Below are 24,682 nucleotides of genomic sequence, written 5' to 3'. Positions count from 1 at the left end.
CAACTGGGCCTATCAGCATGCCCGCATCTGATCTCACGCGCGGAGCGGTGACCGGCCTCAAGGTCGTCGATCTCTCGCGCGTGCTGGCGGGCCCGTTGTGTACGCAGATGCTGGCCGATCATGGCGCTGACGTCGTCAAGATCGAGCCGCCATCGGGCGATGAGACGCGCGGCCTCGGGCCGCCCTTCGATGCGGCAGGACAAGCGGCGTATTTCGGCGCCGTCAATCGCGGCAAGCGGGGTATGGCGCTCGACCTGTCGCGCGCGGAGGGGCGCGCGGTGCTCGAAGCGCTGTTGAAAGATGCCGACGTGCTGGTGGAGAATTTCCTACCTGGCACCATGGAGCGCTGGGGGCTCGGCTACGAGGCCGATTTGTCCGAACGCTTTCCGCGATTGATCTATTGCGCCATCTCCGGCTTCGGCGCCGACGGGCCGCTCGGCGGCCTGCCCGGCTACGATGCAGTGCTCCAGGCCATGTGTGGCTTGATGAGCATCAACGGGACGCAGGACTCAGGCGCCACGCGCGTCGGTGTTCCCATTGTCGATTATGTCACCGGCTACAATGCGCTCACGGGCGTCTTGCTCGCGCTCGCGGCGCGCGAACGGACCGGACGCGGACAGCGCGTCGAGGTGACGCTGTTCGACACCGCGCTCGCCCTTCTCGTGCCACACGCGGCGAACTGGATCTGCTCAGGGACTGTGCCCGGCCGTCTCGGCAGCGCCCATCCCAACATCGCGCCTTACGACAAGTTCGCGGCGGCCGACGGCGAGATATTTCTCGGCATCCTCAATGACGGCCAGTTTCGCCGCTTCTGCCAGAAGGTGAAACGCGGCGATCTGCTCGATGATCGGCGCTTTCGGACCAACGCCGACCGGCTCAGTCACGTTGCAGCGCTTCGCACTGAGCTGGAGCGCACGCTGGCCGGCTTCAAGTCGGACGCGCTTTGCCGCGACCTGATGCAGGCCGGCGTTCCCGCAGGCGTCGTCAACACCGTGCCGCAGGCGTTCGCGCAATCCCACGTCGCTCACCGCGACATGCTGGTCGAAAGCGAGGGCCATCGTGCACCCGGCATTCCCGTGAAGCTCGCGCAGACGCCCGGCAGCACCACGCGACGGCCGGCCCGCTTTGGCGAGCATGCCCGCGAAATCCTGGCGGACGCCGGTTTCGACGAAGCGACGATCGACGGCCTGATCGAAGCCGGCGTCGTCACGCCGCCAGGGAAGGACGCCGCGCAACGATAAGAAGGCTACCAACAAGAAGACGATCAAAAGAATCATAATCGGAGGAAACGAGCATGCTGAAATCCGTGAGATGGGCCGCCGGATGGCTGGCCCTGTTATGGAGTTGCGCAAGCCTTGCGCAAACCTATCCGACCCGGCCGGTCAGGATCATCGTTCCCTATCAGGCGGGCCAGGGCACCGACGTCGTGGCGCGATACCTGGCCGACCATTTGTCGCGGACGCTGGGCCAGCGCTTCTATGTCGAGAACAAGCCCGGTGCCGGCGGCAATATCGGTGCCGAGCAGGCGGCGCATTCGGACCCCGACGGCTATACGCTCCTGATGGGCACCAACGCCACCCAGACCATGAACGAGTTCATGTATCCCTCGCTGGGCTTCGCGCCGGACAAGGATTTTGCCCCGATCATCCTGGTGGGCAAACTGCCGCTGGTGATCTCGGCCAGTCCGTCGTTTGCCGGAAACAATGTGGCTGATCTGATCGCCGCGGCGAAAGCGAAGCCCGACAGGATCGACATCGCCCTGCCGAGCACGACGGCACGTGTCATCTTCGAGTTTCTCAAGGAGAAGACCGGCGCGCCGATGTTCGGCGTTCCCTACAAGGGATCGGCGACGGCGATGACCGACGTGCTTGGCGGACAGGTGCCGCTGCTCATCGATACGGTCACGGCACTGCGCACGCAGATCGACGACGGCAAGTTGAAGGCGCTGGGCATCACCGTGCTGAAGCCGAGCGAACTTCTGCCGGGCGTAAAACCCATCGCCGAGCAGGGCGTGCCTGATTTCGAGATGGCAGGATGGAACGCTTTTTACGCGCCGCGCGACACGCCACAAGCCGTCATCGAGCTTCTGAACGGCGAGTTCGCCAAGGCGCTGGCCCTGCCCGAGACGAGGAAGCGGCTCCAGGAGCTGGGATTCGATCCGGCCGGCGGAACGCCGGCGGACCTCGCCCGATTCGAGGCGCAAGAGCGGCTCAAATGGGGGCCGGTGATCAAGTCGACAGGTTTACAGGGCGGCTAAAGCATGATCCGGAAAAGTGCGCAGCGGTTTTCCGGAAAGATCATGCTCCAACAACAACCTAAAGCGCGATGACGATTCATCCCAATCTCATCGCGCTTTAGGTGCGACGCTCGCGCACCGAGCCTTCCTGCGCCACTGAGGCCACCAGCGTGCCGTCCGGCTTGAAGATGAGGCCGCGACTCAAGCCGCGGCCGCCTTGCGCGCTCGGCGAATCCTGCGCGTAAAGCAGCCATTCGTCGGCGCGGAACGGGCGGTGGAACCACATCGCGTGATCGAGGCTCGCCGGCATCATGCGCTTGTCGAACAGCGTGCGGCCGTAGCGCGCCATGATCGCATCGAGCAGCGAGAAGTCCGACGCGTAGGCGAGTGCGCACAGATGCAACGCGGGATCGTCGGGGAGCTTTGCGGCCGTGCGAATCCAGATATTGATGCGGCCGTCGTCGACCTTCTGACCGAAATAGCGGCCAATCTCGACGGGACGCAATTCGATCGGACGATCCATTTCATAGTAGCGGCGGATGAACTCCGGCATCTCCTTGAACTGCGGCTGTTTTGCAACCTCCTCCGCGGTCAGCTTTTCCGGCGGCGGCACGTCCGGCATCTTGTCCTGGTGATCGAACGCACTCGCCTCCTCGGCATGGAACGACACCATGATCGAGAAGATCGCATTGCCGTGCTGGATCGCGGTGACGCGGCGGGTCGAGTAGCTCTTGCCGTCACGCAGCCGCTCGACCTGGTAGATGATCGGAATCTGCGGATCGCCCGGCAGGATGAAATAGCAATGCAGCGAGTGCGGCAGCCGGCCCTCGACGGTGCGGCAGGCCGCAACCATCGCCTGCCCGATCACCTGGCCGCCAAAGACCCGCTGCCAGTCCGTCTTCGGGCTGTTGCCGCGGAACAAATTCACCTCGAGCTGTTCGAGGTCGAGGATCGAGATCAGGTCGAACAGGCTTTTGGACATGGAGTGAACTTTCTTGCCGTCATTCCGGGTGGGTTGCTCAGGAATGACACATTAGGCAGTTCTTGGGGGCCGTTCCGCCCTTGTTTCACCGCACTGTTTCGCCCACCTCAAGTCTGCTAGCAAGACCAAGAGTTGGCCGGGAATTTTAGATGTCACAGAGTAGCATAGTCATTGGCGGCGGCGCATTTGCGGGCCTCGCGCTGGCGCTGGCGCTGCGCCAGGGGCTCGGGCCCGAGATTCCCATCATCGTCGCCGATCCGGCGCTCAGCGTCCGTCCGAGCCGTGATCCCCGAGCGACTGCGATCGTGGCGGCCTGCCGCCGGCTTTTCGAGGCCCTCGGCGCCTGGGACGACGTCAAGGGCGAGGCGCAGCCGATCCTCGACATGGTGGTCACGGATTCCAAGCTGGAGGACGCGACGCGTCCGGTGTTCCTGAATCTTGCCGGCGATGTCGCGCCCGGCGAATCCTTCGCGCATATGGTCGAGAACCGCCGCCTGATTGATGCGCTGGTCGTCCGCGCCGAAGCGGCCGGCGTCGAGCTCCGCGCCACGGCCGTTGCCTCCTATGACGCCCGTGCTGACGGCATCGACGTGACGCTCAGTGACGGCAGCGTTGTTGCCGCGAGCCTGTTGATCGCGGCTGACGGTGCGAAGTCAAAACTGCGCGAGCGCGCCGGCATCGCCACCCATGGCTGGGAATATGATCAATCCGGCATCGTCGTCACCGTCGGCCATGAGCGCGATCACGAGGGGCGCGCCGAAGAACACTTCTTGCCCGCGGGTCCGTTCGCGATCCTGCCGCTTACCGGAAAGCGTTCCTCGCTGGTGTGGACGGAGCGCCGCAGCGAGGCCGCGCGCATCGTGGCCCTGAGCGACGACGAATTTCATGGCGAGCTCGAGCAGCGCTTCGGCCTGCATCTCGGCGAGGTGAAGGCGCTCGACAAGCCGCGCGCGTTTCCGCTGTCTTATTTCGTGGCGCGCTCCTTCATCGCCGAGCGCCTGGCGCTGGTCGGGGACGCCGCGCATGTCATCCATCCCATCGCGGGCCAGGGCCTCAACATGGGGCTGAAGGATGTCGCCGCACTGGCCGAGGTCGTCGTAGATGCCGCGCGGCTTGGGATGGATATCGGCGGAGCCGACGTGCTCGAGCGCTACCAGCGCTGGCGCCGCTTCGACACCATGGCGATGGGCGTTGCCACTAACTCGCTGAACTTCCTGTTCTCCAACAAGTCGACGCTGCTGCGCACCGTGCGCGACATCGGCCTCGGCCTCGTCGACCGCGCCCCGCCGCTGAAGAATCTCTTCATCCGCCAGGCCGCGGGGCTCACGGGCGAGGTGCCGAAGTTGCTGAAGGGCGAGGCGCTGTAATTCTCGCTGTCGCCTAGCTCTCCGCTCGTCGTCCCGGACAAGCGCAGCGCAGATCCGGGACCCATACGCCGCAGCAATAGTTTTGCGAAGACTCGGAGTTACCAGCTTCGCGCTACAACCACTTCCTGTGGTTATGGGTCCCGGCCTTCGCCGGGACGACAATGAGGCTGTTGCGCGGCCGTCGCGCAAAATGACCGCTTATCTCAATCGATCTTCCGCGCCTCTTCCGGCAGCATGATCGGGATGCCGTCGCGAATGGGATAAGCGAGCTTGGCGGAGCGCGAGATCAGCTCCTGCTTGGCGGAATCGAACTCCAGCGGGCCCTTGGTCAGCGGGCAGACCAAGATCTCCAGCAATTTGGGATCGACGCTGTTTTCGGGGCGTTCAGTGGGCGCGGTCATCATGGTCTCCGGCGATCGGCTGCCTGTAGAGCGTTTTCGAGCGAAGTGGATACCGGTTCGCGTAAAGAAAACGCGTCAAAAAAGAATCTAGCGTCCCGTTCCGATTCCATCGGAATGGGGCTCTAGCATAGAAAATCGCGGCCGCCCATCGCGGGCGCCACCGGCTTTTTGGCTAACCGGCGATCATTCGCAGGAGCTCGTCGAGCAGGCCTTGGAGTCGTGGCGCCGGGACCGGCGCGCCGGAGAGCGCGAAGCCGAGAAACGTCCAGTACAGGATCTGCGCGCGCCCCTGCGCCATCGTGGCATTGAGCCCGCGCCGCTCCAGCAGCGTCTCGATATAATCGAGCCTGCGGCGGTCGATGGCGCGGACCGCCGCTTGCGCGGCCGGATCGAACGCCGCCCAGTTGCGCACGGCACGTTCGAGATCGAGCCGCGCGCCAAACGTCCGGCGCAGCAGCGCTTTCAGCGGCTCGTCGCTGCCGGCCTCGACGTCGGCGATGATCTGCTCGGCCGCGATCTCGCGCCAGCGCTTCAGAATGGCCGCGTGGAACGCGCCGAGATCGGCAAAGTGCCAATAGAAGCTGCCGCGCGAGACGCCCATGGCCTTGGCGAGCGGATCGGCCTTCAGCGCCGTGAAGCCGCTTTTGGCGAGCGCCTTGAGTCCCGCGTTGATCCAGTCGTCGGCGGAGAGCTGTTCGGTCATCTCGGGGTCCAAGGGTCGAGCCATACACTAGTGTATTGACAGGCGGCGGGCCAGCGCTTAATCCACCATACATAACTGTACGGAGGCGTTGATGCGTGATCTCCTGCTCCAGTGTGCCGGCGTCCTGACCATTGTCGTGGCGATCATCCATGGCATCCTCGGCGAGACCAAGGTCTTTGCGCGTGCCCGTATCGAGCCCGAGCGCCTCCGCACCTTGATCCGCCTGGTCTGGCAGGCCTCGACCGTGGCCTGGATCGGCGGTGGTGTGCTCTTGATCGCGACGCCCTGGATGGACTCCGCGCCGGCGCGCCACTGGATCGTGATCACCATGGCCTGCGTGTTCGGTTTTTCCGCCCTGGCCAATGCATGGGCGACACGCGGCCGGCACTTTGGCTGGATGGCGCTCAGTGCCGTCGTGGTCATGGCGGTTGCCGGCTACTGAACGTCGAAACGAACCCAAGGTCTCAAAACCCAAGGCCTTCAAAGTGGAGTGGCTATGGAAGATCGTGTTCGCCTGACCATCGAGGAAGGTGTGGCCCATGTCCGGCTGAATCGCCCGGACAAGATGAACGCGCTGGACCCGGCGATGTTCGAAGCGATCATCACCGTTGGAACACAGCTTGGCGCTTGCAAGGATGTCCGCGCCGTCGTTCTCTCCGGCGAAGGACGCGCGTTTTGCGCGGGCCTCGACCTGGACCGCCTGCTGGCCACGGCAAACGGCGAACGGCTGATCCCATCGATCGACCTCACTCAACGAACCCACGGGATCGCGAACTATGCGCAGCATCTCGTTTGGCTGTGGCGCGAGCTGCCGATGCCCGTGATCGCAGCCGTCCACGGCGTCGCCTTCGGCGGCGGCTTCCAGCTCGCGCTAGGTGCCGACCTTCGCTATCTCGCACCGGCAACGCAGCTCGCCGTCATCGAGGCCAAATGGGGATTGGTGCCCGATATGGCCGGCACCCAACTGATGCGCCACCTTGCGCGTGAGGATGTCGTACGCGAACTGACTTACACCGGCCGTGTGTTTTCGGCTCAGCAGGCGCTGGCTTATGGCTTTGCGACCGGACTCGCCGATGATCCGCTGGCGGCCGCATTGTCGACTGCGCAGGAGATCGCAAACCGAAGTCCGGATGCCATTCGCGCCGCCAAGCGGCTCCTTAATCTCGCGGCGACTTGCGACGCGGCCACCGGTCTTGCGGCCGAAACCGCCGAACAGGCTGCGTTGCTCGGTTCGCCCAATCATGTCGAGGCCGTCAGGAGCAATCTCGAGAAGCGTCCACCACGATGGAGCTGCGCATGAGCAGGACTGACGGTTTCGATCTGCCGGCTCTCAAGGCAGTCAATTCATCCGCTGCGTTCAACCGCATGGCGGAGTTCGAAGTCGTTGAGGCCGGCCAAGGTGAGGTCGCCATCCGCATGAGCTGGCGCGACGACTTTGCCCAATATTCCGGACACCTGCATGCCGGCTTGATCGCAGCCCTGCTCGACACCGCCTGCGGTTTTGCTGCCGCGACCTTGGTGGGCTCAGTCACCGCGTCGCACTTCTCGATGAACTGCCTCAAGCCGGCCGTCGGCTCTCACTTCATCGCCAGGGGAACGACGGTGCGCGCCGGGCGCAGGCAGGTATTCGCCCGGGCCGAGCTTCTCGCTGCTGATGAGCAGGGCGAACTGTCTCTCGTCGCGACCGGCGAGGCCGTGCTCGTTCCCATGGGAGAGCCGGCACGTACGGGAGGCTGAAGCATGGCGCTGACGCTCGTCACCGGAGGCACGGGCCATCTTGGCCGTGACATCGTCGATCGCCTTGTCCGCGACGGCCGTCGCGTCCGGGTCCTTGCGCGATCACGGGGCACGCGATCGGATATCGAGTGGGTCGTCGGTGATCTCGCTACGGGAGCCGGGCTGCGGCAAGCGCTGCATGGTGTCGACACGGTCATCAATGCGGCGACGTATTCGCCGATCGCACGGCGCGGCGGGGTTCGTCCGATAGACTTCTTCAGGTCCCCTTCCGCCGTGGATGTCGAAGGCACGGAGCGATTGCTGTCGCTGTGCCAGGAACAGTCCGTGCGGCATTTCCTGCACACCTCGATCGTCGGACTCGACGAGGCGACGCTGCCTTATGGCCGGGTCAAGCTTGCCGGCGAGCGGTTGGTCCGCTCGTCCGCGCTGTCCTGGTCCGTCGTTCGCGCAATGCCGTTCTACTATCTGCTCGACAGGTTGCTCGCGGGCCTCGCCTGGCTTCCGGTGTGGCCGGTGCCGACGACATCGTTCAATCCTGTCGATACGTCGGATGTCGCCGATCACGTCGTGACATGCGCCTTCGATGGGGCGCGTGGTGAGCGCGCGGAGATCGGCGGTCCCGAAGACCTCAGTCTTACCGCGCTCGCCGGCCAGTACCAGGATGCGCGCGGACTGCGTCGTAAAATCCTGCCGGTGAGTCTTTCAGACGCGAAGGCGCGTGGCATGGGCTTCGTCGTCAGCCATGGCGTGCGTGGACGGCTCTCGTGGGCCGACTGGCTGCGACGTCGGTCATCCCGCGGGTGAGGCGCAGGTCGATATCTTCGACACCAGGCCGTGAGGCGTAAGGCCGCAGCGAAGCTCCAAACACGCGCTGCATGCGGAGCGCGCTGATGTTTTGGCGACCGTTAGAATATCTCTAAAGGCTTCGCGCCCCGAACCCGAGTTGACTTCGCGATCCCCTTTGCTTCCTTCGGTCGCGTTTCGCGCGAAGCGTCGCGCACACGACAGAGGAGGAGACGTTCGTGAAGGTCATTCGTGTTGTTGCCATTGCACTGACGGTCGGGATCGGCATGGGGTCGACGGCCATGGCCGACGGTTTCAAGAACTGCACCAAGCTCGACAAGGCATCATGGAAGCCGGCGGGCGATGCCGAAGCCAAGGCCAAGGCGGCCGGCTACGAGGTGCGGCGCTCCAAGATCGAAGGCTCGTGCTATGAGGTCTACGGCGTCAAGGAAGGCAAGATCTACGAGCTGTTCTACAGCCCTGAAGATCTCAGCCTGAAGCACACGATCGCTAAATAAATTGTGCCAAATAAACTGCGCTAAATGAACTGAGGCCGATGGACGAAGCGGTACCAGACGCGCGCGGGGAGCCCATCCGGGCCCCCGCGGACAAGACCGTTTCGCGGACGGTCGATGTCTGGGACCTCCCGCTGCGCCTTTGGCACTGGGCTCTCGCAGCTAGCGTCCTGATCGCGTGGTTCACGCCCGCCGTCTATGACGGCCTTCACCGCATCGTCGGCTATGGCGTGATCGGGCTGTTGGCTTTCCGCCTGATATGGGGATTTCTGGGAAGCCGCTATTCGCGCTTTCGCATGGTCGGCGTCAGGCTCCGTGCCGCGCCCCGCTATCTCTGGAATCTTCGCCGCGGCATCACGGGACGCTATATCGGGCTCAATCCTGCCGGCACTCTGATGCTGGTGGCACTGCTCGTGTCGCTCGCGGTCTCGTCGATCACCGGCGCGCTGTCGGTCACCGTCACATTCTTCGGCGTCCGGTGGATCGAGGATACCCATGCCTATGCATCGGACGCGGTCATCGTCCTGGTCGTTCTGCACGTCGTAGGCGTGGTGCTGATGGGCGTTCTTCAGCGTGAGAATTTGATCCGCGCGATGTTCACCGGACGCAAACGCATCCGTCATCGTTCTTGAAGTTGGGTTGAACCGCTCGGGCGGCAGGCTCAGTCAACCTCGCCCGCCTGCGGGAGAGGTCGGCGCGAAGCGCCGGGTGAGGGCTTTCTCCTCATCGGGGTTCTCGCTTGAGGAAGCACCCTCTCCCCAACCCTCCCCCGCAAGCGGGAGAGGGAGCGCATCACCGTTGTGGCAGCAATCATCGTGTTCAAGATATTTCTGAAAGCGAAATGTCGCAGCACACCCTCACTGCAGCGGCGGATCGCCGCTGGTGCGCTTCTTGGCGAGATCCATCTCGGTGACCGCGATCAAGATCTCGGCGCGGGTCTTGAGGTCCGGCGCCTCGAGCATAGCCTGCTTCTCGGCCGGGCCGTAGGGCGACATCATTGCCAGCGCATTGACCAGCGCTTCGTTGGGCGCGCTCTCGACGCCCTCCCAGTCGACCTTGAGGTTGTTGGCCTTCAAGAAATCCGCCAGCGCGACCAGCAAGGCCTCGCGGTTGACCTTGTCCTCGCCGACGCGCGCGGTGAAATCGTCGGCGAAGGCGAAGATGTCGACCTTGCACTGCCGGTAGGCGGTCAGCACCTCGAGCTCCTCGACCACCTTGAACCGCGCGACCCCGGTGAGCTCGAGGATGTAGCGGCCGTCGCCGGATTCAGCCAGCTGGGTGATGCGGCCGACGCAGCCGACGCGGAACAGCGCCGGCTTGTCGGAATTCTTCGGCGAATGCGCGATGTCGGGCTGGATCATGCCGATCAGGCGATGGCCATCACGGAAGGAATCGTCGACCATCGCGAGGTAGCGCGGCTCGAAGATGTTGAGCGGCATTTGCCCGCGCGGCAGCAGCAGCGCACCTGGCAGCGGAAATACCGGGAGAATTTCCGGAAGGTCGGCGGGGCCGCGATATTCGATATTGATCGGCATCTGGTCCCCGCTGACGTCGCCAGCTCGTGCTTACGAAAACAGGATGATCGACAAGCGCTTGCGGCCCTCGACGGTCGCATCATCGGCGCCGCCCCAGGCTTCGAAGAACTGCACGAGCTGCTTGCGGGCGCCGTCGTCGTTCCATTTGCGGTCGCGCTTGATGATCGCTAGCAGCTGCTCGGTGGCCGCCGCCCGATTGCCCTGCGCGTTGAGCGCGGTCGCAAGGTCGAATCGCGCCTGATGATCGAGCGGGTCTGCGGCGACTTTCTGTTCCAGCTCGGCCACCGGTCCGAGCGACTGCGCCTGCTCGGCGAGATCGATCGCGGTCTGCACGGCCTTCACCGCGGGGTCGTTGCGCTTGGATTCCGGCACCATGGCGAGCGTCTGCTTGGCCTGCTCCATCGCGCCGGAGACGGCGTAGCATTTTGCGAGCCCGGCAAGTCCGGCGATGTTGGTCGAATCGTGCTGGAGCACCTCGGCATAGATCTGCGCTGCGGCCGCGGCATCGCCCTCGGCGAGCACGGCTTCGGCCTCTTGCAGGATCTCGGCGATGTTGGCCTCGCCCGGTGCGGTCACGCCCTTGGTCAGCTTTTCGATGAAGGCGTTGATCTGACTCTCCGGCACCGCGCCCATGAAGCCGTCGGCCGGCTGGCCGTTGACGAAGGCGATCACGGCCGGGATCGACTGGATGCCCATCTGGCCCGGGATCGCCGGATGCTGGTCGATGTTCATCTTGACCAGCTTGACCTTGCCCTTGGCCGCCTTGACCGCCTTTTCCAGCACGGGGGTGAGCTGCTTGCAGGGGCCGCACCACTCGGCCCAGAAGTCGATCAGCACCGGCTGGCGCTTCGATTCCTCGATGACGTCCTTCACGAAGGTCTGGGTGGTGGTGTCCTTGATCAGATCCGCCGCAGCCGGGACTGCGGCTCCGTTACCCTGGTCGATGATCGTCACGGAATCCCCTCGTCTATGTCTGGAATGGCGGGTCTTTAGCACGTCGCCAATTCATATGCTTCGCTGTCGGCCCTAAAATTGGGCCGGGGCGGCCGAATTTCAATCCATGGGAACCGATTCGGCCGCTCAGGGCGATTTTAGGTCGGTTTTGCCAGGATTGGGCCCATATGGGGTCCCAAATCCGAATCTATGCTGCCCGTAGCTGTTGCATTCGCCGCCCGCTTTTGGCATACGACAGCCGTTGCCGGGCGCGTCATGCGGCCGACACAGGATGCGGGTGTAGCTCAGTGGTAGAGCACGACCTTGCCAAGGTCGGGGTCGAGGGTTCGAGCCCCTTCGCCCGCTCCAATTTTTCCCAAGCGTCCAGCCAAACGGGCACATAGCGTCGTTCGCTGCACCGCTGGCGGCTGGGTGGGGTCTGCCATGACAATCCTGGTCACCGGCAGCGCGGGCCACCTCGGGGAGGCCATTGCCCGGACGCTCCGCGGGCGCGGCTCACCTGTGCATGGGGTTGATCTGAAGAAATCAGCTTTCACCGACGCCATCGGCTCGATCACCGATCCGGACTTTGTGCGGAACCAGACGGCCGGGGTCACCGCAATCATCCACACCGCGACCCTGCACAAGCCTCATGTGGCGACCCACAGCAAGCGGGACTTCATCGACACCAACGTCACTGGCACGCTCCATCTGCTCGAGGCGGCCACCGCCGCTGGCGTGAAGAGCTTTGTTTTCACCAGCACCACCAGTGCATTCGGTTCCCAGCTCCGGCCGGAGGCGGGGCAGCCGGCGGTGTGGGTCACCGAGGACCTACCGCCGGTGCCAAAAACATCTACGGCACCACCAAGCTGATGGCGGAAAATCTGTGCGAGCTGTTCTTCCGCGAGCGCGGTCTGCCGGTCGTGGGGTTGCGGACCTCGCGCTTCTTTCCGGAGGACGATGATGATCCCGCAATGCGGTCGGCCTACCCGCTGGACAATGCGCAGGCCAACGAGCTGCTCTATCGCCGGCTGGACATAGCGGACGCCGTGAGTGCCCATCTGCTCGCCGTGGCGCGTGCACCGGAGATCGGTTTCGCCCGTTATATCGTCTCGGCTACAACCCCATTTGGGCCGCAGCATCTCGCGGCGCTGCCGCGTGATGCAGCTGGCGTGGTGCGGACGCTCTATCCCGATTGCGAGCAACTCTACGCGGCGCGCGGCTGGCGGCTATTTCCCAAGATCGACCGGGTCTATGTCAACGACCGCGCGCGGCGCGAACTCGGATGGCATCCCGAATTCGATTTCGCCCATATGCTGAGCAGCCTGCGCGAGGGGCGCGATTTTCGCAGCTCCCTGGCGCGCGAGGTGGGAGCGAAAGGCTATCACGACATGCAATTTGACGATGAGCCGTACCCCGTCGCCAAATAGTCGCCGCTTTTATCAATTCGCACGATGTTTCAGATGTGTGGCCGGCGTCACCGCGCACCATCCGGCGTCTGATGTTCTACTGTGCATGGGGTTGTTTTCGCGGTTTTGCATTGGTCGCCCATTTTGCTGCCTGCAAATGAGGCGCGCTTCATTGCGATTCCGCGTTGCAGCGAGAGTGTTGCTATCGCCGCATTCACTCTCGGAGAAAATCCGTCTCAATTTTTATTGAGCACTACGGCAGTGCACGTGACGCGCTTCTCACTGCTCGCAGATGTGCTAACCTTTTTGCGTCTGCCTCTCGACAGACTCCGACCTTCGCCGACTCGACAAACCAAAACAAATAACGTGCAGCCCAGATGGCTGCCTTAGGGGAGTGACGCGATGAAATTCCATCAATCCGTCTTGGCGCTTGCGGCCGTGGCCCTTCTTGCAGGGACAAGCGTCGCCAGTGCGCAGCAGCAGGACAAGAGCCGGCAGCTGAAGAAATACGAATCCGGAACCAAGGAGTTCTGGACCCATCCGCCGGACGACTGGTTCCTCGGCGACGAGACCGAAGCACAGAAGGGCCTGGCGCCGCCCTCGGGTCCGCCGACCGGCGCGTCCGACGCCGAGCTCGCCAGCCTCATCAAGAAGATCAAGCTGCCGGCAGGCTTCAAGATCGATGTCTATGCCTCGGGCGTGCTCGCCGCGCGGCAGATGGCCTGGGGTGACAAGGGCACGCTGTTCGTCGGCTCGTTCGGCCTCGGCAACGTCTATGCCATCAAGGACAACAACGGGAAGAAAGAGGTCAAGACCATCCTCAAGGGGCTGAACATGCCCACGGGTCTGGCCGTCAAGGACGGTGCGCTCTACGTCATCGCGGTCGACAAGCTGATCCGCTACGACGACGTCGAAAACAAGCTCGACAATCTCGGTGAGGGCAAGGTCGTCTATGACGACATGCCGTCCTACGCCGCACATGGCTGGAAGTACCTCGCGGCCGACAAGGAAGGCTGGTTCTACATTCCGTTCGGACCGCCCTTCAACGTCGGCGTTCCTCCGACCAGCGTCTCGCAGATCCGGCGCGTCGATCCCAAGACCGGCAACGCTGAAGTCTATGCGCTCGGTGTTCGCAACTCGGTCGGCGGCGATGTCGATCCGCGTACCGGCAAGTACTGGTTCACGGAAAATGCGCGCGACTGGGTCAGCGACGATCTGCCTTCCGATAAGCTGAACATGGTCAGCAAGCTCGGCGAGCATTTCGGCTATCCCTACTGCCATCAGGGCGACCTTCCGGATCCGAAGTTCGCGATGGGCCACAAGTGCTCCGAGTTCACGCCGCCCGTGCTGAACCTCGGCGCCCACGTCGCTCCGCTCGGCATGAAGTTCTATACCGGCGATCAATTTCCCGCCGAGTACAAGAACAACATCTTCATCGCCGAGCACGGCTCCTGGAATCGCCACAAGTATCAGGGCGGCAATATCACGCGCGTGATCGTCGGGCCCGACGGCAAGAACGCCAAGAAGGAGGTGTTCGCCTCCGGCTGGATCGAGGGTGACCAGGGCTATCTCGGCCGCCCCGATGACATCATCCTCGCCAAGGACGGCTCGATCCTCGTTGCCGACGATTGGGCCGGCGCGATCTATCGCATCAGCTACAGCAAGAAGTAGCGCACGACGACACGAGGCTGCGGTGGCCATGATGCGGCCGCAGCCTCTTTTATTTCAAGTTCCCACGCTGTCGTTCCGGACTTGCACGCAAGTCCGGAACCCATCATCACGAAACGGGGTTATGGATTTCGGGCCCGCCCTTCGGGCGCCCCGGAATGACCAGATTGTCAGAGTGGAATTCCCATCATGCGCCGGCAGTTCATCTCGCACGCAATCAGCGCGGCTGCGTTGCTCCTCGCACTCGGAGCTCTCTCCGCAAGCGCCGCCGATAATTCCGCCGTCCAGGAGAAGGCTGCCGTTTGCTCCGGCTGTCACGGCGAGAACGGTATCTCGCAGACCGAAAACATTCCCTCGCTGGCCGGTCAGCCCGATCAATTCCTGCAATGGCAGCTCGTCTTCTTCCGCGCCGGCTCACGCAAGAACGAGCAGATGCAGCCGATTGCCGCGGAGATCACCAACGAGGACGTCCGCAGTCTCGGCGCCTATTTCGCGGCGATGACGCCGCCGCAGCCAGCCGAGGACAAGGATCCCGATCTGTCGAAAAAGGGCTCGCAAGTTGCCGTCGGCCGCCGCTGCGCCTCATGCCACACGGATAGCTTTGCCGGCACCAAGGCCGTCGCGCGGCTTGCGGGTCAGCGCGAGGAATATCTGGTCAAGGCGCTGCGTGACTACAAGACCAGCCAGCGCGTCGGTGGCGGCGGCGCCGCGATGGCCGATGTCGCCTATCATATGAGCGATGAGGAAATCACCGCCGTCTCGCATTATCTCGCGTATTTCAAATAGCGCGGAGTCGGGGTTACTACCTACCCCGCCCTCTGCTTCTCATACGCCTTCAAATGCGTGTAGGCGATGCGCAGCTTCGGCACCGGCACCTTGGCGGCGTCGCCGCGCGCAATCAGATCACCGATCACGTGATCAGCCTCGACCGGAAAGCCTGCCTTGATGTCGCGAAACATCGACGCCGTCATCGGCGAACCCGCGGTCGTCAGATTGCCCTTGACGCGCTCGAAGAACGGGCCGCCCGGCGTATAGCCTGATGCGGTGGCAATCGCGCTGGTCTCATCCAACATGCCGAGCAGGAAATCTCGACCGCCGGGTGCGGCCAGGATGTTGCCGACGGACGTGCGCATCAGGCTGGTGCTTGCGGCGAGCGAGGACAGGAACACCCACTTCTCCCACATGTCCTGCATGATGTTCTGGCTGGCGGTGGCGCCGCTAATGCCGCTCTTGAAGGCCTCGTCGATCGCCTTGACGCGATCCGACAGTTTGCCGTCGCGCTCGCCGTAAGTGATCGCCTGCATCGGCTGGAGCTGCACCACCTCGCGTTTCTCGTTCAAGGTCGCGGCGATGGCGCAGAGACCGCCGAGCACGCGCTCCTTGCCGAACTTGGCGTCCAACGTGTCGAGATGCTTCATGCCGTTGAGCATTGGAATGATCGCCGTGTTGGGACCAACCGCAGCGGCGAACGACTTGATGGCGTCGTCGAGGTCGAAGGCCTTGCAGCTCAACAGCACGACGTCGAACTTGTCCTTGAGCTTGTCGGCCTCAACCCGCGGCGGATCCTTCAGCGTGACGTCGCCATTCGGGCTCTTGATCACGAGGCCGGCGCTGGCAAGCTCGGTGGCGCGCCGTGGCCGGACCAGGAACGTGACGTCGCGGCCGGCCTGCAACAGCCTGCCACCAAAATAGCCGCCGATGGCGCCGGCGCCGACCACGAGAATACGCATGGGAAATTCCTTATTGTTGCTTATTACCGTCGTCCTGGCGAAAGCCAGGACCCATTACCCCAACTGTTCGTTGTCGGACAAGTTGGAGCTCCAGCTCGTCACATCAATAACGTTCGGTGGCTATGGGTCCTGGCTTTCGCCAGGACGACGTTGGGGAAATAGCTCGCTTTCCCCACGGTACGAAAATCACTTCCCCGACACCATCTCCTCGACCTCGCGCAACTGCTCCTTGCCGAAGAACATCTCATCGCCGACGAAGAAGGTCGGCGAGCCGAACGCGCCGCGTGCGACGGCCTCCTCGGTGTTCTTGATCAACTTGCCCTTCACCTCGGGCTCCTGCGCGCGGGCGAACAGCTTTTGGGCATCAAGGCCGGACGAGGCGAGCGCCTTCGCCGCGATTTCAGGATCGTCCATCTTCTTCGGCTCGCGCCACATGTGGTGGAAGGCGGCCTCGACATATTTTTCGAACACGCCTTCGGCTTGCGCTGCGATCGCCGTGCGCATCAGGTTCAGCGTGTTGACGGGGAAGAAGGGATTCATGACATAGGGCGGGACCTGGAAACGCTTGACGAAGCGTTCGGTCTCGACCGCCTGGAATTCGCGCTTGTTCTTGACGCCGGCGAGCGTCTCGGCCGGCGATCTGTTGTTGGTCGATTTGAAGATGCCGCCGAGCAGGATCGGCACATATTCGAATTTCACGCCGATCCGCTTCTCGATCGCCGGAATCGCCAGATGGCTGAGATAAGCGTTCGGGCTGCCGAAATCGAACAGGAACTGCGGGGCTGTGCGGGTCAAAATCGTGCTCCCTGACGTGGCTTTTCTCACATTGTGGCGCAGGGCGTGCCACAGGTCCACCGTTTAATGATGATCATAATATCTTGATGAAGTGCACATGGCCCGGCGCGTCTAAGCGCGATCGCTATAGGCGAGCTTGACGATGTGATCGCGGATGTCGGCGGGCCAGTCGGCGATCAGTCCGGCGAAGCGCCGCCGGTCATCCGCAAACAACGCGCGCGAAGCTTCCTCGAATTGCGGCAGATTGCCCGCCATGGTCGACATGAAGTGATAGGCCGCATCGCGCGCCTGCCGCTCGCGGTCCTTGTCGCCGCTCGCACGCCGCGCCTCCTCGACGAGCTTTCGCAACGCGACCGACGCGCCGCCGGGCTGAGCGCTGAGCCACTCCCAGTGCCGCGGCAGCAGCGTCACCTCGCGCGCGACCACACCGAGCTTCGGTCGGCCGCGGCCGCGTGGCTCACTCGATGGTGCGGTCTCCTCCACCGGGGGCGGGATAAGCTTCACCAACCGCGCCAGCACCTCGCGATCCCCGCCGCGCAGATCGAAGTCGATTGATCGGCCGGTGGCGTCCTCGAAGATGATGATGGGCTCGTCCGGCCGTGGCGCCATCCGCTTGACGACCAGCGCGACCTCTCCTGCCGGCCCGGATGCCAGGCGGCGCTGGCCCTGGAAGGCGGTGAATGTTCTCTGCATTGGAATCATTGCCATATTGATCGCGTCGGCAGCTTAATATCCGGGTAAATTGCTGACGTCAATATACCCGGGTGAAAATATCTGTCCGGATGGCTCGACATTGCTGTCCCGGGCTGGCACGAACGCGCGGCCGATCGACCACGCCAAGCCGGGGACCTCGCGATGCTGACCGTTCATCACCTCAACAATTCACGCTCGCAGCGCGTGCTATGGCTGCTCGAGGAGTTGGGCGTGCCCTACGAGATCGTGCGCTATCAGCGCCAGCCCGATATGCGCGCGCCGAAGGAGCTGCGCGCCATTCACCCGCTCGGCAAGTCGCCCGTCATCACCGACAACGGCAACACCATCGCCGAATCGGGTGCGATCATCGAATATCTCATCGCCACTTACGGCAACGGCAGGCTGATCCCGCCGCCGAACACGCCGGAGCGGCTGCGCTTCACCTATTGGATGCACTATGCCGAAGGGTCCGCGATGTCGCCGCTGCTGCTGAAGCTGCTGTTCACGCTGATGCCGAAGCGCGCGCCGGCTTTGCTGCGCCCGCTGGTGCGCAAGGTCTCCAACCAGGCGCTGACGGCGCTGGTCAATCCGCAGCTCAAGCAGCACATGGATTATTGGGAAGGCGAGCTCGCAAAGACCGAGTGGTTCGCCGGCAATGAGTTCACGGCCGCCGATATCCAGATGAGCTTTCCGCTCGAAGCGGCCCAAGCGCGCGGCGGGCTCGAGCAGGGCCATCCCAAGGCGATGGCGTTCCTCGAACGCATCCACGCGCGGCCGGCGTACAGCCGCGCGCTGGAAAAGGGCGGGCCGTATCAGGTGGGGCGGTAAGTTTACTCACCGCCCCGGCGTTCCACTAGTCCGCGTGCAGCACGCGGCCGCGCGTCTCCGGCAGCGCGAACGCGGCGATGAAGAACACCACGTAAGCCACCACCGCAAACATTGCGATTGCATTGGCGAGCGACGTCGTCGCCGACAGCGCACCGACGAGGAACGGAAACAGCGCGCCGATGCCGCGGCCGAAATTGTAGCAAAAGCCCTGGCCTGAGCCGCGCAGCCTTGTCGGATAGAGCTCGGTGAGGAACGCGCCGATCCCCGAGAAATAGCCCGAGGCGAAGAAGCCGAGCGGGAAACCGAGCACCCACAAGACCTCGTTGGTGAGCGGCAGCTGCGTATAGAGCAGCACGATCGCCATCGCGCCGATCGAGAAGATCAGGAACAGATTACGCCGTCCGATCCGGTCGGCCAGCCACGCGCCGGTGAGATAGCCGATGAAGGACCCGATGATCAGTGTCGACAGATAGCCGGTCGAGCCGACGACCGACAGATGCCGTTCCTTGGTCAGGAATTGCGGTACCCAGAAGGTGACGGCGTAGTAGCCGCCCTGGCAGCCCGTCGCCATCAGCGACGCCAAAATCGTGGTCTTGAGGATCGGCCCGGAGAAGATTTCCCAGAGCGCCGGGCGATCGCCGCTCGCAGCCTGCTTGGCGCGGGCCGCAACCGCGATCTCCGGCTCGGTGACGGAGCGGCGGATGTAGAACACCAAGAGCGCCGGCAGCGCGCCGATGACGAACATCCAGCGCCACGCCGTCTCGGCGGGCAAAGCGGAGAACAGGATCGCCTGCGACAGCACCGCAAGACCCCAGCCGACAGCCCATCCTGATTGCACAGAGCCGACCGCACGCCCGCGATATTGCGGCCGGATCGCTTCGCCCATCAGCACCGCGCCTGCCGCCCATTCGCCGCCGAAGCCGAGGCCGAGCACGGCGCGCGCGATCAAAAGCTGTTCGAAATTCTGCACGACCGCGCAGACCAGCGAGAACACCGAGAACCAGATGATGGTGATCTGGAGCGTCCTGACCCGGCCGATATGGTCGGAGAGATAGCCGCCAAGCCACCCGCCGATGGCGGAGGCCAGCAGCGTGACCGTTCCGGCGAGACCGGCCGAGGCGGCATCGACCTTCCACAGTGCGATGATGGTGCCGATCACCAGCGGGTAGATCATGAAGTCCATGCCGTCGAGCGCCCAGCCTGCCGCGCAGGCCCAGAACGTCCGCCGCTCCGGCGCATTCATGTCGCGATAGAAAGCGAGAAGGCTGGTGTCTTCGATCTCGGCGCGTTCGATACGCTCAGTCGGATCGGCTGCGGTCATGTGCGTTTCCCCGGCAGTTTCTTGTGTCCGGCGGTGGTAGCATGGGCGGCGGCCAGCGCAAGCCGGCGCGCGCTGTCACGCCATGCAAAGACAGAGTTACTGTCCCGCCGCTTCCGCGCCGCGCGTGCGCGGATCGGGCGCGCCGAGCGGGCCATTCGGCGTCACCGCGATCGAGTTGGCGGAGGTCTGTCCCATCGGCTCGACGATCAGATGGTCCATCGTCTTCAGCTCGAACAGCACATCGTCGGGAAAGCCGCGTTCGACGCGTACCTCGTCCGGCAGCCATTGATGATGCAGCCGCGGCGCCGCAACGGCGGCGGCGACATCCATCTTGTAGTCGAGCACGTTGACGATCACCTGGAGCACGGTCGAGATGATGCGGCTGCCGCCGGGCGAGCCTGTCACCAGCACCGGCTTGCCGTCCTTCAGCACGATGGTCGGTGACATCGAGGACAGCGGCCGCTTGCTGGGCCCGGGCAGATTGGCCTCGTAGCCGACGAGACCATAGGCGTTGGAGGCACCGACCGCGGCGGTGAAATCGTCGAGTTCGTTGTTGAGCAGCACGCCGGTGCCATCGGCAACGAGGCCGACGCCGTAGCTGAAGTTCAGCGTGTAGGTGTTGCTGACGGCATTGCCGCGGGCATCGACGACGGAGAAATGCGTGGTGTTGCTGCCCTCGCGCGGCGAAGCCGCAGTGGCAACGATATCCTTTGCCGGCGTGGCGCGATCGGTGGAGATGCCCGCCCGCAGCTTCGCGGCGTAGTCCTTCGCGATGAGAGTCTCGATCGGCGCGTTGACGAAGGCGGGATCGCCGAGATAGCGCGCGCGATCGGCGTAGGCGCGCTTCATGGCCTCGATGAGGAGATGCAGCGATGCCGGCGAGCCCTGCTTGAGATCGGCGAGTTGAAAACCTTCGAGGATGTTGAGCGTCTCCACCAGCACCACGCCGCCAGAGGAAGGCAGCGGCATGGAGACGACGTCGTAGCCGCGATAGCTGCCGCGCACCGGCGAACGGGTCACGGCTTGATAGGCTTTCAGATCGGCCGGCGTCATGATGCCGCCGGCGTCCGACACCGCTTTGGCGAGCCTGTCCGCCACCGGTCCCTCATAGAAGCCGCGCGGGCCTTGCGCGGCGACGCTCGCCAGCGTGTCGGCGAGATCGCTCTGCACCAGTCTGTCGCCTTCACCGAGCGCCTTGCCATCAGGCCGCGAGAAGATCTTGGCCGAGGATGGCCAGTGCGCCAGCCGCGGGTACAAGCCCGGCAGCGTGTCGGCCATGTCGTCGCTGATCACAAAGCCGTCGCGGGCAAGCGCGATCGCGGGCTCCAGCAACTGTGCCAGCGTGAATTGGCCCGAGCCGTATTTCTCCAGCGCCAGCGCGAGTCCCGCGACGGTGCCGGGCACGCCGATGCCGAGCGCGGAATCGCGGGACCTCGCGGCATCCGGCTTGCCGTCGGGGCCGAGGAATATCTGCGGTGTGGTCGCCGCCGGTGCGGTCTCGCGATAGTCGATCGCGATGTCCTCGTTGCGTTCGGCGGAATGGATCAGCATGAAGCCGCCACCGCCGATATTGCCGGCGCGTGGATAGGTCACCGCCATCGCAAAGCCGGTTGCGACCGCGGCATCGACCGCATTGCCGCCGCGTCGCAGGATATCGGCGCCGACTTGTGCGGATATCTTCTCCTGCGCCACCACCATGCCGTGCTCGGCAGGGATGGCATGAACCGTGTCGAGCGCGGGCGGCATATAGAGTCGACGCGCATCCTGCGCGGTCGCAGATGCAAGACCAATCGCCAGAGTGGCGATGAGCGCGAAAAATGTGCGCCGTGTCGAAAATGACGCCATCATCAAATTTCCGCCCTGGCTTCGAGCCAATTCACACGCGTCGCAGTAATGCTATACGGTTTACGCTAAGTGTAGCAAAACTGTTCGTGATGAGGACTGCGTGATGACGACGATCGCCCCGGATGCGCGCATGGCCGGCGCGCAGCGGACCTATCCGCCGCGCGCCGCCGTCATCAGCTGGATCTTCTTCGATTGGGCCGCGCAGCCCTATTTCACGCTGATCACGACCTTCGTGTTCGCGCCCTATTTCGCGACCAGCATCGCGCCAGATCCCGCCACCGGACAATCGCTGTGGGGTTTTGCGATGGCCGCTGCGGGCTTGGCGATCGCACTGATGTCGCCGGTGTTAGGGGCCATCGCGGATGCCTCGGGCCGCCGAAAGCCCTGGATCGCCGCGTTCGGTGGACTTCTTGTGGTGGCCTCATGCATGCTGTGGATCGGCAAGCCCGGCGATCCCGCCATCATTCCGCCGCTGCTCGCCGCAGTCGCGCTCGCCAGCGTCGGCGCGGAGTTCGCCACCGTCTTCAACAATGCGATGATGCCGACATTGGTGCCGCCGGAGCGCATCGGCCGGCTCTCTGGCACCGGCTGGGCCACGGGTTACATCGGCGGCATCGTCAGCCTGGTCATCGTGCTCGGCTTCCTCGCTGCCAATCCTGACACCGGGCGCACGTTGCTCGGCTTCACGCCGCTGTTCGGGCTCGATCCCGCCAGCCACGAGGGCGACCGCGCCGCCGGGCCGTTGACCGGACTGTGGTTCATCATCTTCGTCACGCCGATGTTTTTGTTCACGCCGGATTATCCGGCGAAGCGTCCGGTGCGCGCGGCGCTCCGCGAGGGCCTCTCCGATCTCAAGAAATCGCTTAAGAGTTTGCCGGAGCAGAAGTCGCTTGCGGCGTTCCTGCTCGCCAACATGATCTATACCGACGGGCTGGTGTCGCTGTTTGCCTTCGGCGGCATCTATGCGGCCGGCACCTTCGGTTGGCACACGATCCAGATCGGCATGTTTGGAATCATCCTCGCCATCGCAGGCACGTTTGGCGCGTGGCTTGGCGGCAAGCTCGACGATTTCCTGGGGCCGAAGCGCGTCATCGCCGGCAGCATGCTGATCCTGCTGCTCTCGGTGACGGCGATTCTTCTGGTCGGCAAGGACAGCGTCCTGTTTGTCAAAGTCGCGCCGCCCGAGCCGGGCGCTCCCCTTTTCTCGAGCGTCGCCGAGCGTGCCTACGTGATCCTGGGCTGCCTGATCGGCGCCGCCGGCGGCCCGCTCCAGGCCGCCTCGCGCACGCTGCTGATCCGCCTCGCGCCGAAGGATCGCATCGCGCAGTATTTCGGCTTGTTCGCGCTGACCGGAAAGGTGACGTCCTTCATCGGCCCGTTGCTGATCGGCGTGATCACTGCGGTGACCGCGAGCCAGAAGGCCGGCATGGCTGTGTTGGTCGTGTTTTTCGTCGCTGGGTTCGCGCTGCTGATGCGGGTGCGAGAGTAGTTCGTAGCCCGGATGGAGCGCAGCGCAATCCGGGACCACTGGCGCTAGTCTGCGAGAACCCGGATTTCGCTACGCTCCATCCGGGCTACGCTCTCTCGCGAAAGTTTAGTGCCTGAAATGCCGCGTCCCTGTGAACACCATCGCGATGCCGTGCCCGTCGGCGGCCTTGATCACCTCGTCGTCGCGCATCGAGCCGCCGGGCTGCACCACCGCGGTGGCGCCGGCCTCGATGCAGGCGAGCATGCCGTCGGCGAACGGGAAGAACGCATCCGAGGCCACGACCGAGCCCTTGGTCAGCGGCTCGGCAAGCTTCAGCTCAACGGCCGCATCCTGCGCCTTGCGCGCTGCGATCCGGGCTGAATCCACCCGGCTCATCTGGCCCGCGCCGATGCCGACGGTGGCGAGATCCTTGGCATAGATGATGGTGTTGGACTTGACGTGTTTTGCGACCCGGAATGCAAACTTCAGGTCACGCATTTCGGCGTCCGTCGGCGCGCGCTTGGTCATGACCTTGAATGTCATATCGTCGACCACGGCGTTGTCGCGGCTCTGCACGAGAAGGCCCCCGGCCACCGTCTTGGCGGTGAGGCCCGGGGCGCGCGGATCGGGCAGGCTGCCGGCCAGCAGCAAGCGCAGATTCTTGCGCGCGCCGATGATGGCGATCGCCTCTTCGCTGGCATCGGGCGCGATGATCACCTCGGTGAAGATCTTTGTGATTTCGCGCGCGGTGTCGGCGTCGAGCGCGCGGTTCATCGCGATGATGCCGCCGAAGGCGGAGGTGGAGTCGCAGGCGAGCGCCTTGCGATAGGCGCTGACGAGGTCGGACCCTTCCGCGACGCCGCAGGGATTGGCGTGCTTGACGATGACGCAGGCTGCGGTGCGCTTGGCATCGAACTCGCCGATGCATTCATAGGCCGCGTCGGTGTCGTTGATGTTGTTGTAGGACAGCTCCTTGCCCTGTAACTGCCGCGCGGTCGAGACACCCGGACGCTTGTCGGGCGTCGCATAGAACGCCGCGGTCTGGTGCGGGTTCTCGCCATAGCGCAGCGACTGAATCAGCTTGCCGCCGAAGGCGCGGAAGTCGGGCGCGTCGATCTCGAGCTGCCGGCTGAACCAGTTCGAGATCGCGGCATCATACGCGCCCGTCCGCGCATAGGCCTTTGCGGCAAGGCGCCGGCGCAGCTTCAGCGTGGTGGCGCCCTTGTTGGCGGCGAGCTCGTCGAGCACGGCCTGATAATCCTGCGCCTCGACCACGACGGCGACGTCGTCATGGTTCTTCGCGGCAGCGCGGATCATCGCGGGGCCGCCGATATCGATGTTTTCGATGCAATCCTCGAAGCCGGCGCCTTTCTCGACGGTCGCTTCGAACGGATAGAGGTTGACGACGAGAAGATCGATCGGCGCGATGCCATGCGCCTTCATCGCATCCGCATGGTCCTTGTTGTCGCGGATCGCGAGCAGGCCGCCATGCACTTTCGGATGCAGCGTCTTGACGCGGCCGTCCATCATTTCGGGGAAGCCGGTGAGCTCGGAAACGTCTTTGACCTTGAGGCCGGCGGCGGCGATCGCCTTGGCGGTGCCGCCGGTCGAGACCAGCTCGACATCATGGGCGGCCAGCGCCTGGGCGAATTCGATCAGGCCGGTCTTGTCGGAAACGGAAAGCAGGGCGCGGGTGACGCGGCGGGGATGGTCACTCATGAGCAAGATCCTCT

Annotated in this window: 24 protein-coding genes, 1 tRNA gene and 1 pseudogene; 15 read left to right on the top strand and 11 right to left on the bottom strand. The window is 64.0% G+C overall.

All coding sequences use genetic code 11. From position 1 onward, the window contains the following. Window positions 1-17: 17 nt before the first annotated feature. Together UP06_RS18480 and UP06_RS18475 are read left to right on the top strand one after the other, a co-directional pair. On the top strand, window positions 18-1,241 hold the full coding sequence (locus UP06_RS18480) for a CaiB/BaiF CoA transferase family protein (RefSeq protein WP_045004579.1): 1,224 nt from the start codon (window positions 18-20) through the stop codon (window positions 1,239-1,241). A gap of 53 nt (window positions 1,242-1,294) precedes the next feature. Next, a complete protein-coding gene (locus UP06_RS18475) occupies window positions 1,295-2,257 on the top strand; it encodes a Bug family tripartite tricarboxylate transporter substrate binding protein (RefSeq protein ID WP_045004577.1) in 963 nt (320 codons plus the stop codon). A 97-nt stretch (window positions 2,258-2,354) separates the two neighbouring features. Here UP06_RS18475 and tesB read toward each other — a convergent pair whose 3' ends face one another. Continuing rightward, window positions 2,355-3,218, bottom strand: coding sequence for an acyl-CoA thioesterase II (gene tesB, locus UP06_RS18470; protein WP_045004575.1), 864 nt, complete (start codon window positions 3,216-3,218; stop codon window positions 2,355-2,357). Between the two features lie 149 nt (window positions 3,219-3,367). On the opposite strand from tesB, the gene UP06_RS18465 reads away from it, so the two are divergent. Continuing rightward, window positions 3,368-4,585, top strand: coding sequence for a ubiquinone biosynthesis hydroxylase (locus tag UP06_RS18465; RefSeq protein WP_045004573.1), 1,218 nt, complete (start codon window positions 3,368-3,370; stop codon window positions 4,583-4,585). Window positions 4,586-4,788: 203 nt separating this feature from the next. On the opposite strand, the gene UP06_RS18460 is transcribed toward UP06_RS18465, so the two are convergent. Together UP06_RS18460 and UP06_RS18455 are read right to left on the bottom strand one after the other, a co-directional pair. Next, window positions 4,789-4,986 carry a Trm112 family protein gene (locus tag UP06_RS18460; protein WP_045005009.1) on the bottom strand — a complete coding sequence of 66 codons (198 nt, stop codon included), beginning with the start codon at window positions 4,984-4,986 and terminating at the stop codon, window positions 4,789-4,791. A 172-nt stretch (window positions 4,987-5,158) separates the two neighbouring features. Continuing rightward, entirely contained in the window at window positions 5,159-5,689 is a 531-nt protein-coding gene (locus tag UP06_RS18455) for a TetR/AcrR family transcriptional regulator (protein ID WP_045004571.1), read from the bottom strand. Window positions 5,690-5,780: 91 nt separating this feature from the next. Here UP06_RS18455 and UP06_RS18450 point away from each other — a divergent pair, with 91 nt between their 5' ends. The 6 genes from UP06_RS18450 to UP06_RS18425 all read left to right on the top strand — a co-directional run bounded on the left by UP06_RS18450 (window position 5,781) and on the right by UP06_RS18425 (window position 9,356). Beyond that, entirely contained in the window at window positions 5,781-6,131 is a 351-nt protein-coding gene (locus UP06_RS18450; protein ID WP_045004569.1) for a hypothetical protein, read from the top strand. Between the two features lie 54 nt (window positions 6,132-6,185). Further along, the gene (locus tag UP06_RS18445) at window positions 6,186-6,989 is read left to right on the top strand and encodes a crotonase/enoyl-CoA hydratase family protein (RefSeq protein ID WP_045004567.1); all 804 of its coding nucleotides are present in this window, start codon (window positions 6,186-6,188) and stop codon (window positions 6,987-6,989) included. Then, window positions 6,986-7,426, top strand: a complete 441-nt coding sequence (locus UP06_RS18440) for a PaaI family thioesterase (RefSeq protein ID WP_045005007.1) — start codon at window positions 6,986-6,988, stop codon at window positions 7,424-7,426. The genes UP06_RS18445 and UP06_RS18440 overlap by 4 nt, the downstream gene beginning before the upstream one ends. Window positions 7,427-7,429: 3 nt before the next feature. After that, on the top strand, window positions 7,430-8,230 hold the full coding sequence (locus tag UP06_RS18435) for an SDR family oxidoreductase (RefSeq protein WP_045004565.1): 801 nt from the start codon (window positions 7,430-7,432) through the stop codon (window positions 8,228-8,230). A gap of 218 nt (window positions 8,231-8,448) precedes the next feature. Continuing rightward, window positions 8,449-8,727: a PepSY domain-containing protein gene (locus tag UP06_RS18430; protein WP_045004563.1), complete on the top strand. Its 279-nt coding sequence runs from the start codon at window positions 8,449-8,451 to the stop codon at window positions 8,725-8,727. Window positions 8,728-8,765: 38 nt separating this feature from the next. Next, window positions 8,766-9,356, top strand: a complete 591-nt coding sequence (locus UP06_RS18425) for a cytochrome b/b6 domain-containing protein (protein WP_045004561.1) — start codon at window positions 8,766-8,768, stop codon at window positions 9,354-9,356. A gap of 225 nt (window positions 9,357-9,581) precedes the next feature. On the opposite strand, the gene UP06_RS18420 is transcribed toward UP06_RS18425, so the two are convergent. Continuing rightward, window positions 9,582-10,259 (bottom strand): LON peptidase substrate-binding domain-containing protein, encoded by a 678-nt coding sequence (locus UP06_RS18420; RefSeq protein WP_045004560.1) that lies wholly within the window; start codon window positions 10,257-10,259, stop codon window positions 9,582-9,584. 30 nt (window positions 10,260-10,289) lie between these two features. Next, window positions 10,290-11,213: a thioredoxin gene (gene trxA / locus UP06_RS18415; RefSeq protein WP_045004559.1), complete on the bottom strand. Its 924-nt coding sequence runs from the start codon at window positions 11,211-11,213 to the stop codon at window positions 10,290-10,292. A 273-nt stretch (window positions 11,214-11,486) separates the two neighbouring features. Between trxA and UP06_RS18410 the strand changes: the two genes are divergently transcribed. The 4 genes and pseudogenes from UP06_RS18410 (at window position 11,487) to UP06_RS18395 (ending at window position 15,055) form a co-directional block, all read left to right on the top strand. After that, a tRNA-Gly gene (locus tag UP06_RS18410) sits at window positions 11,487-11,561 on the top strand. 75 nt (window positions 11,562-11,636) lie between these two features. After that, window positions 11,637-12,622 (top strand): annotated as a pseudogene (locus UP06_RS18405) (NAD-dependent epimerase/dehydratase family protein). Between the two features lie 381 nt (window positions 12,623-13,003). Next, window positions 13,004-14,272, top strand: a complete 1,269-nt coding sequence (locus UP06_RS18400; RefSeq protein ID WP_045004558.1) for a PQQ-dependent sugar dehydrogenase — start codon at window positions 13,004-13,006, stop codon at window positions 14,270-14,272. 186 nt (window positions 14,273-14,458) lie between these two features. Continuing rightward, window positions 14,459-15,055: a c-type cytochrome gene (locus UP06_RS18395; RefSeq protein WP_045004557.1), complete on the top strand. Its 597-nt coding sequence runs from the start codon at window positions 14,459-14,461 to the stop codon at window positions 15,053-15,055. Window positions 15,056-15,075: 20 nt separating this feature from the next. Here the strand turns inward: UP06_RS18395 and panE are convergent, their stop codons facing one another. The 3 genes from panE to UP06_RS18380 all read right to left on the bottom strand — a co-directional run bounded on the left by panE (window position 15,076) and on the right by UP06_RS18380 (window position 17,502). Next, window positions 15,076-15,999, bottom strand: coding sequence for a 2-dehydropantoate 2-reductase (gene panE, locus UP06_RS18390; RefSeq protein ID WP_045004556.1), 924 nt, complete (start codon window positions 15,997-15,999; stop codon window positions 15,076-15,078). Between the two features lie 186 nt (window positions 16,000-16,185). Then, window positions 16,186-16,794 (bottom strand): 2-hydroxychromene-2-carboxylate isomerase, encoded by a 609-nt coding sequence (locus UP06_RS18385; RefSeq protein WP_045004555.1) that lies wholly within the window; start codon window positions 16,792-16,794, stop codon window positions 16,186-16,188. A 111-nt stretch (window positions 16,795-16,905) separates the two neighbouring features. Continuing rightward, entirely contained in the window at window positions 16,906-17,502 is a 597-nt protein-coding gene (locus UP06_RS18380; RefSeq protein ID WP_156163049.1) for a DUF2239 family protein, read from the bottom strand. Between the two features lie 147 nt (window positions 17,503-17,649). On the opposite strand from UP06_RS18380, the gene UP06_RS18375 reads away from it, so the two are divergent. Next, a complete protein-coding gene (locus UP06_RS18375) occupies window positions 17,650-18,315 on the top strand; it encodes a glutathione S-transferase family protein (RefSeq protein ID WP_045004554.1) in 666 nt (221 codons plus the stop codon). 25 nt (window positions 18,316-18,340) lie between these two features. On the opposite strand, the gene UP06_RS18370 is transcribed toward UP06_RS18375, so the two are convergent. Continuing rightward, window positions 18,341-19,636, bottom strand: a complete 1,296-nt coding sequence (locus UP06_RS18370) for an MFS transporter (RefSeq protein ID WP_045004553.1) — start codon at window positions 19,634-19,636, stop codon at window positions 18,341-18,343. Window positions 19,637-19,732: 96 nt separating this feature from the next. Then, window positions 19,733-21,484: a gamma-glutamyltransferase gene (gene ggt, locus UP06_RS18365; protein WP_082081472.1), complete on the bottom strand. Its 1,752-nt coding sequence runs from the start codon at window positions 21,482-21,484 to the stop codon at window positions 19,733-19,735. A 100-nt stretch (window positions 21,485-21,584) separates the two neighbouring features. On the opposite strand from ggt, the gene UP06_RS18360 reads away from it, so the two are divergent. Beyond that, complete coding sequence (locus UP06_RS18360; protein WP_045004552.1) at window positions 21,585-22,970, top strand: MFS transporter; 1,386 nt, start codon at window positions 21,585-21,587, stop codon at window positions 22,968-22,970. Window positions 22,971-23,075: 105 nt separating this feature from the next. Here the strand turns inward: UP06_RS18360 and purH are convergent, their stop codons facing one another. Next, window positions 23,076-24,668, bottom strand: coding sequence for a bifunctional phosphoribosylaminoimidazolecarboxamide formyltransferase/IMP cyclohydrolase (gene purH / locus UP06_RS18355; RefSeq protein ID WP_045004551.1), 1,593 nt, complete (start codon window positions 24,666-24,668; stop codon window positions 23,076-23,078). Between the last annotated feature and the right edge of the window lie 14 nt (window positions 24,669-24,682).

The sequence above is a fragment of the Bradyrhizobium sp. LTSP857 genome, assembly GCF_000938285.1.
Classification (GTDB): Bacteria; Pseudomonadota; Alphaproteobacteria; order Rhizobiales; family Xanthobacteraceae; genus Bradyrhizobium.
This window is presented reverse-complemented; position numbering and strand designations above follow the sequence as displayed.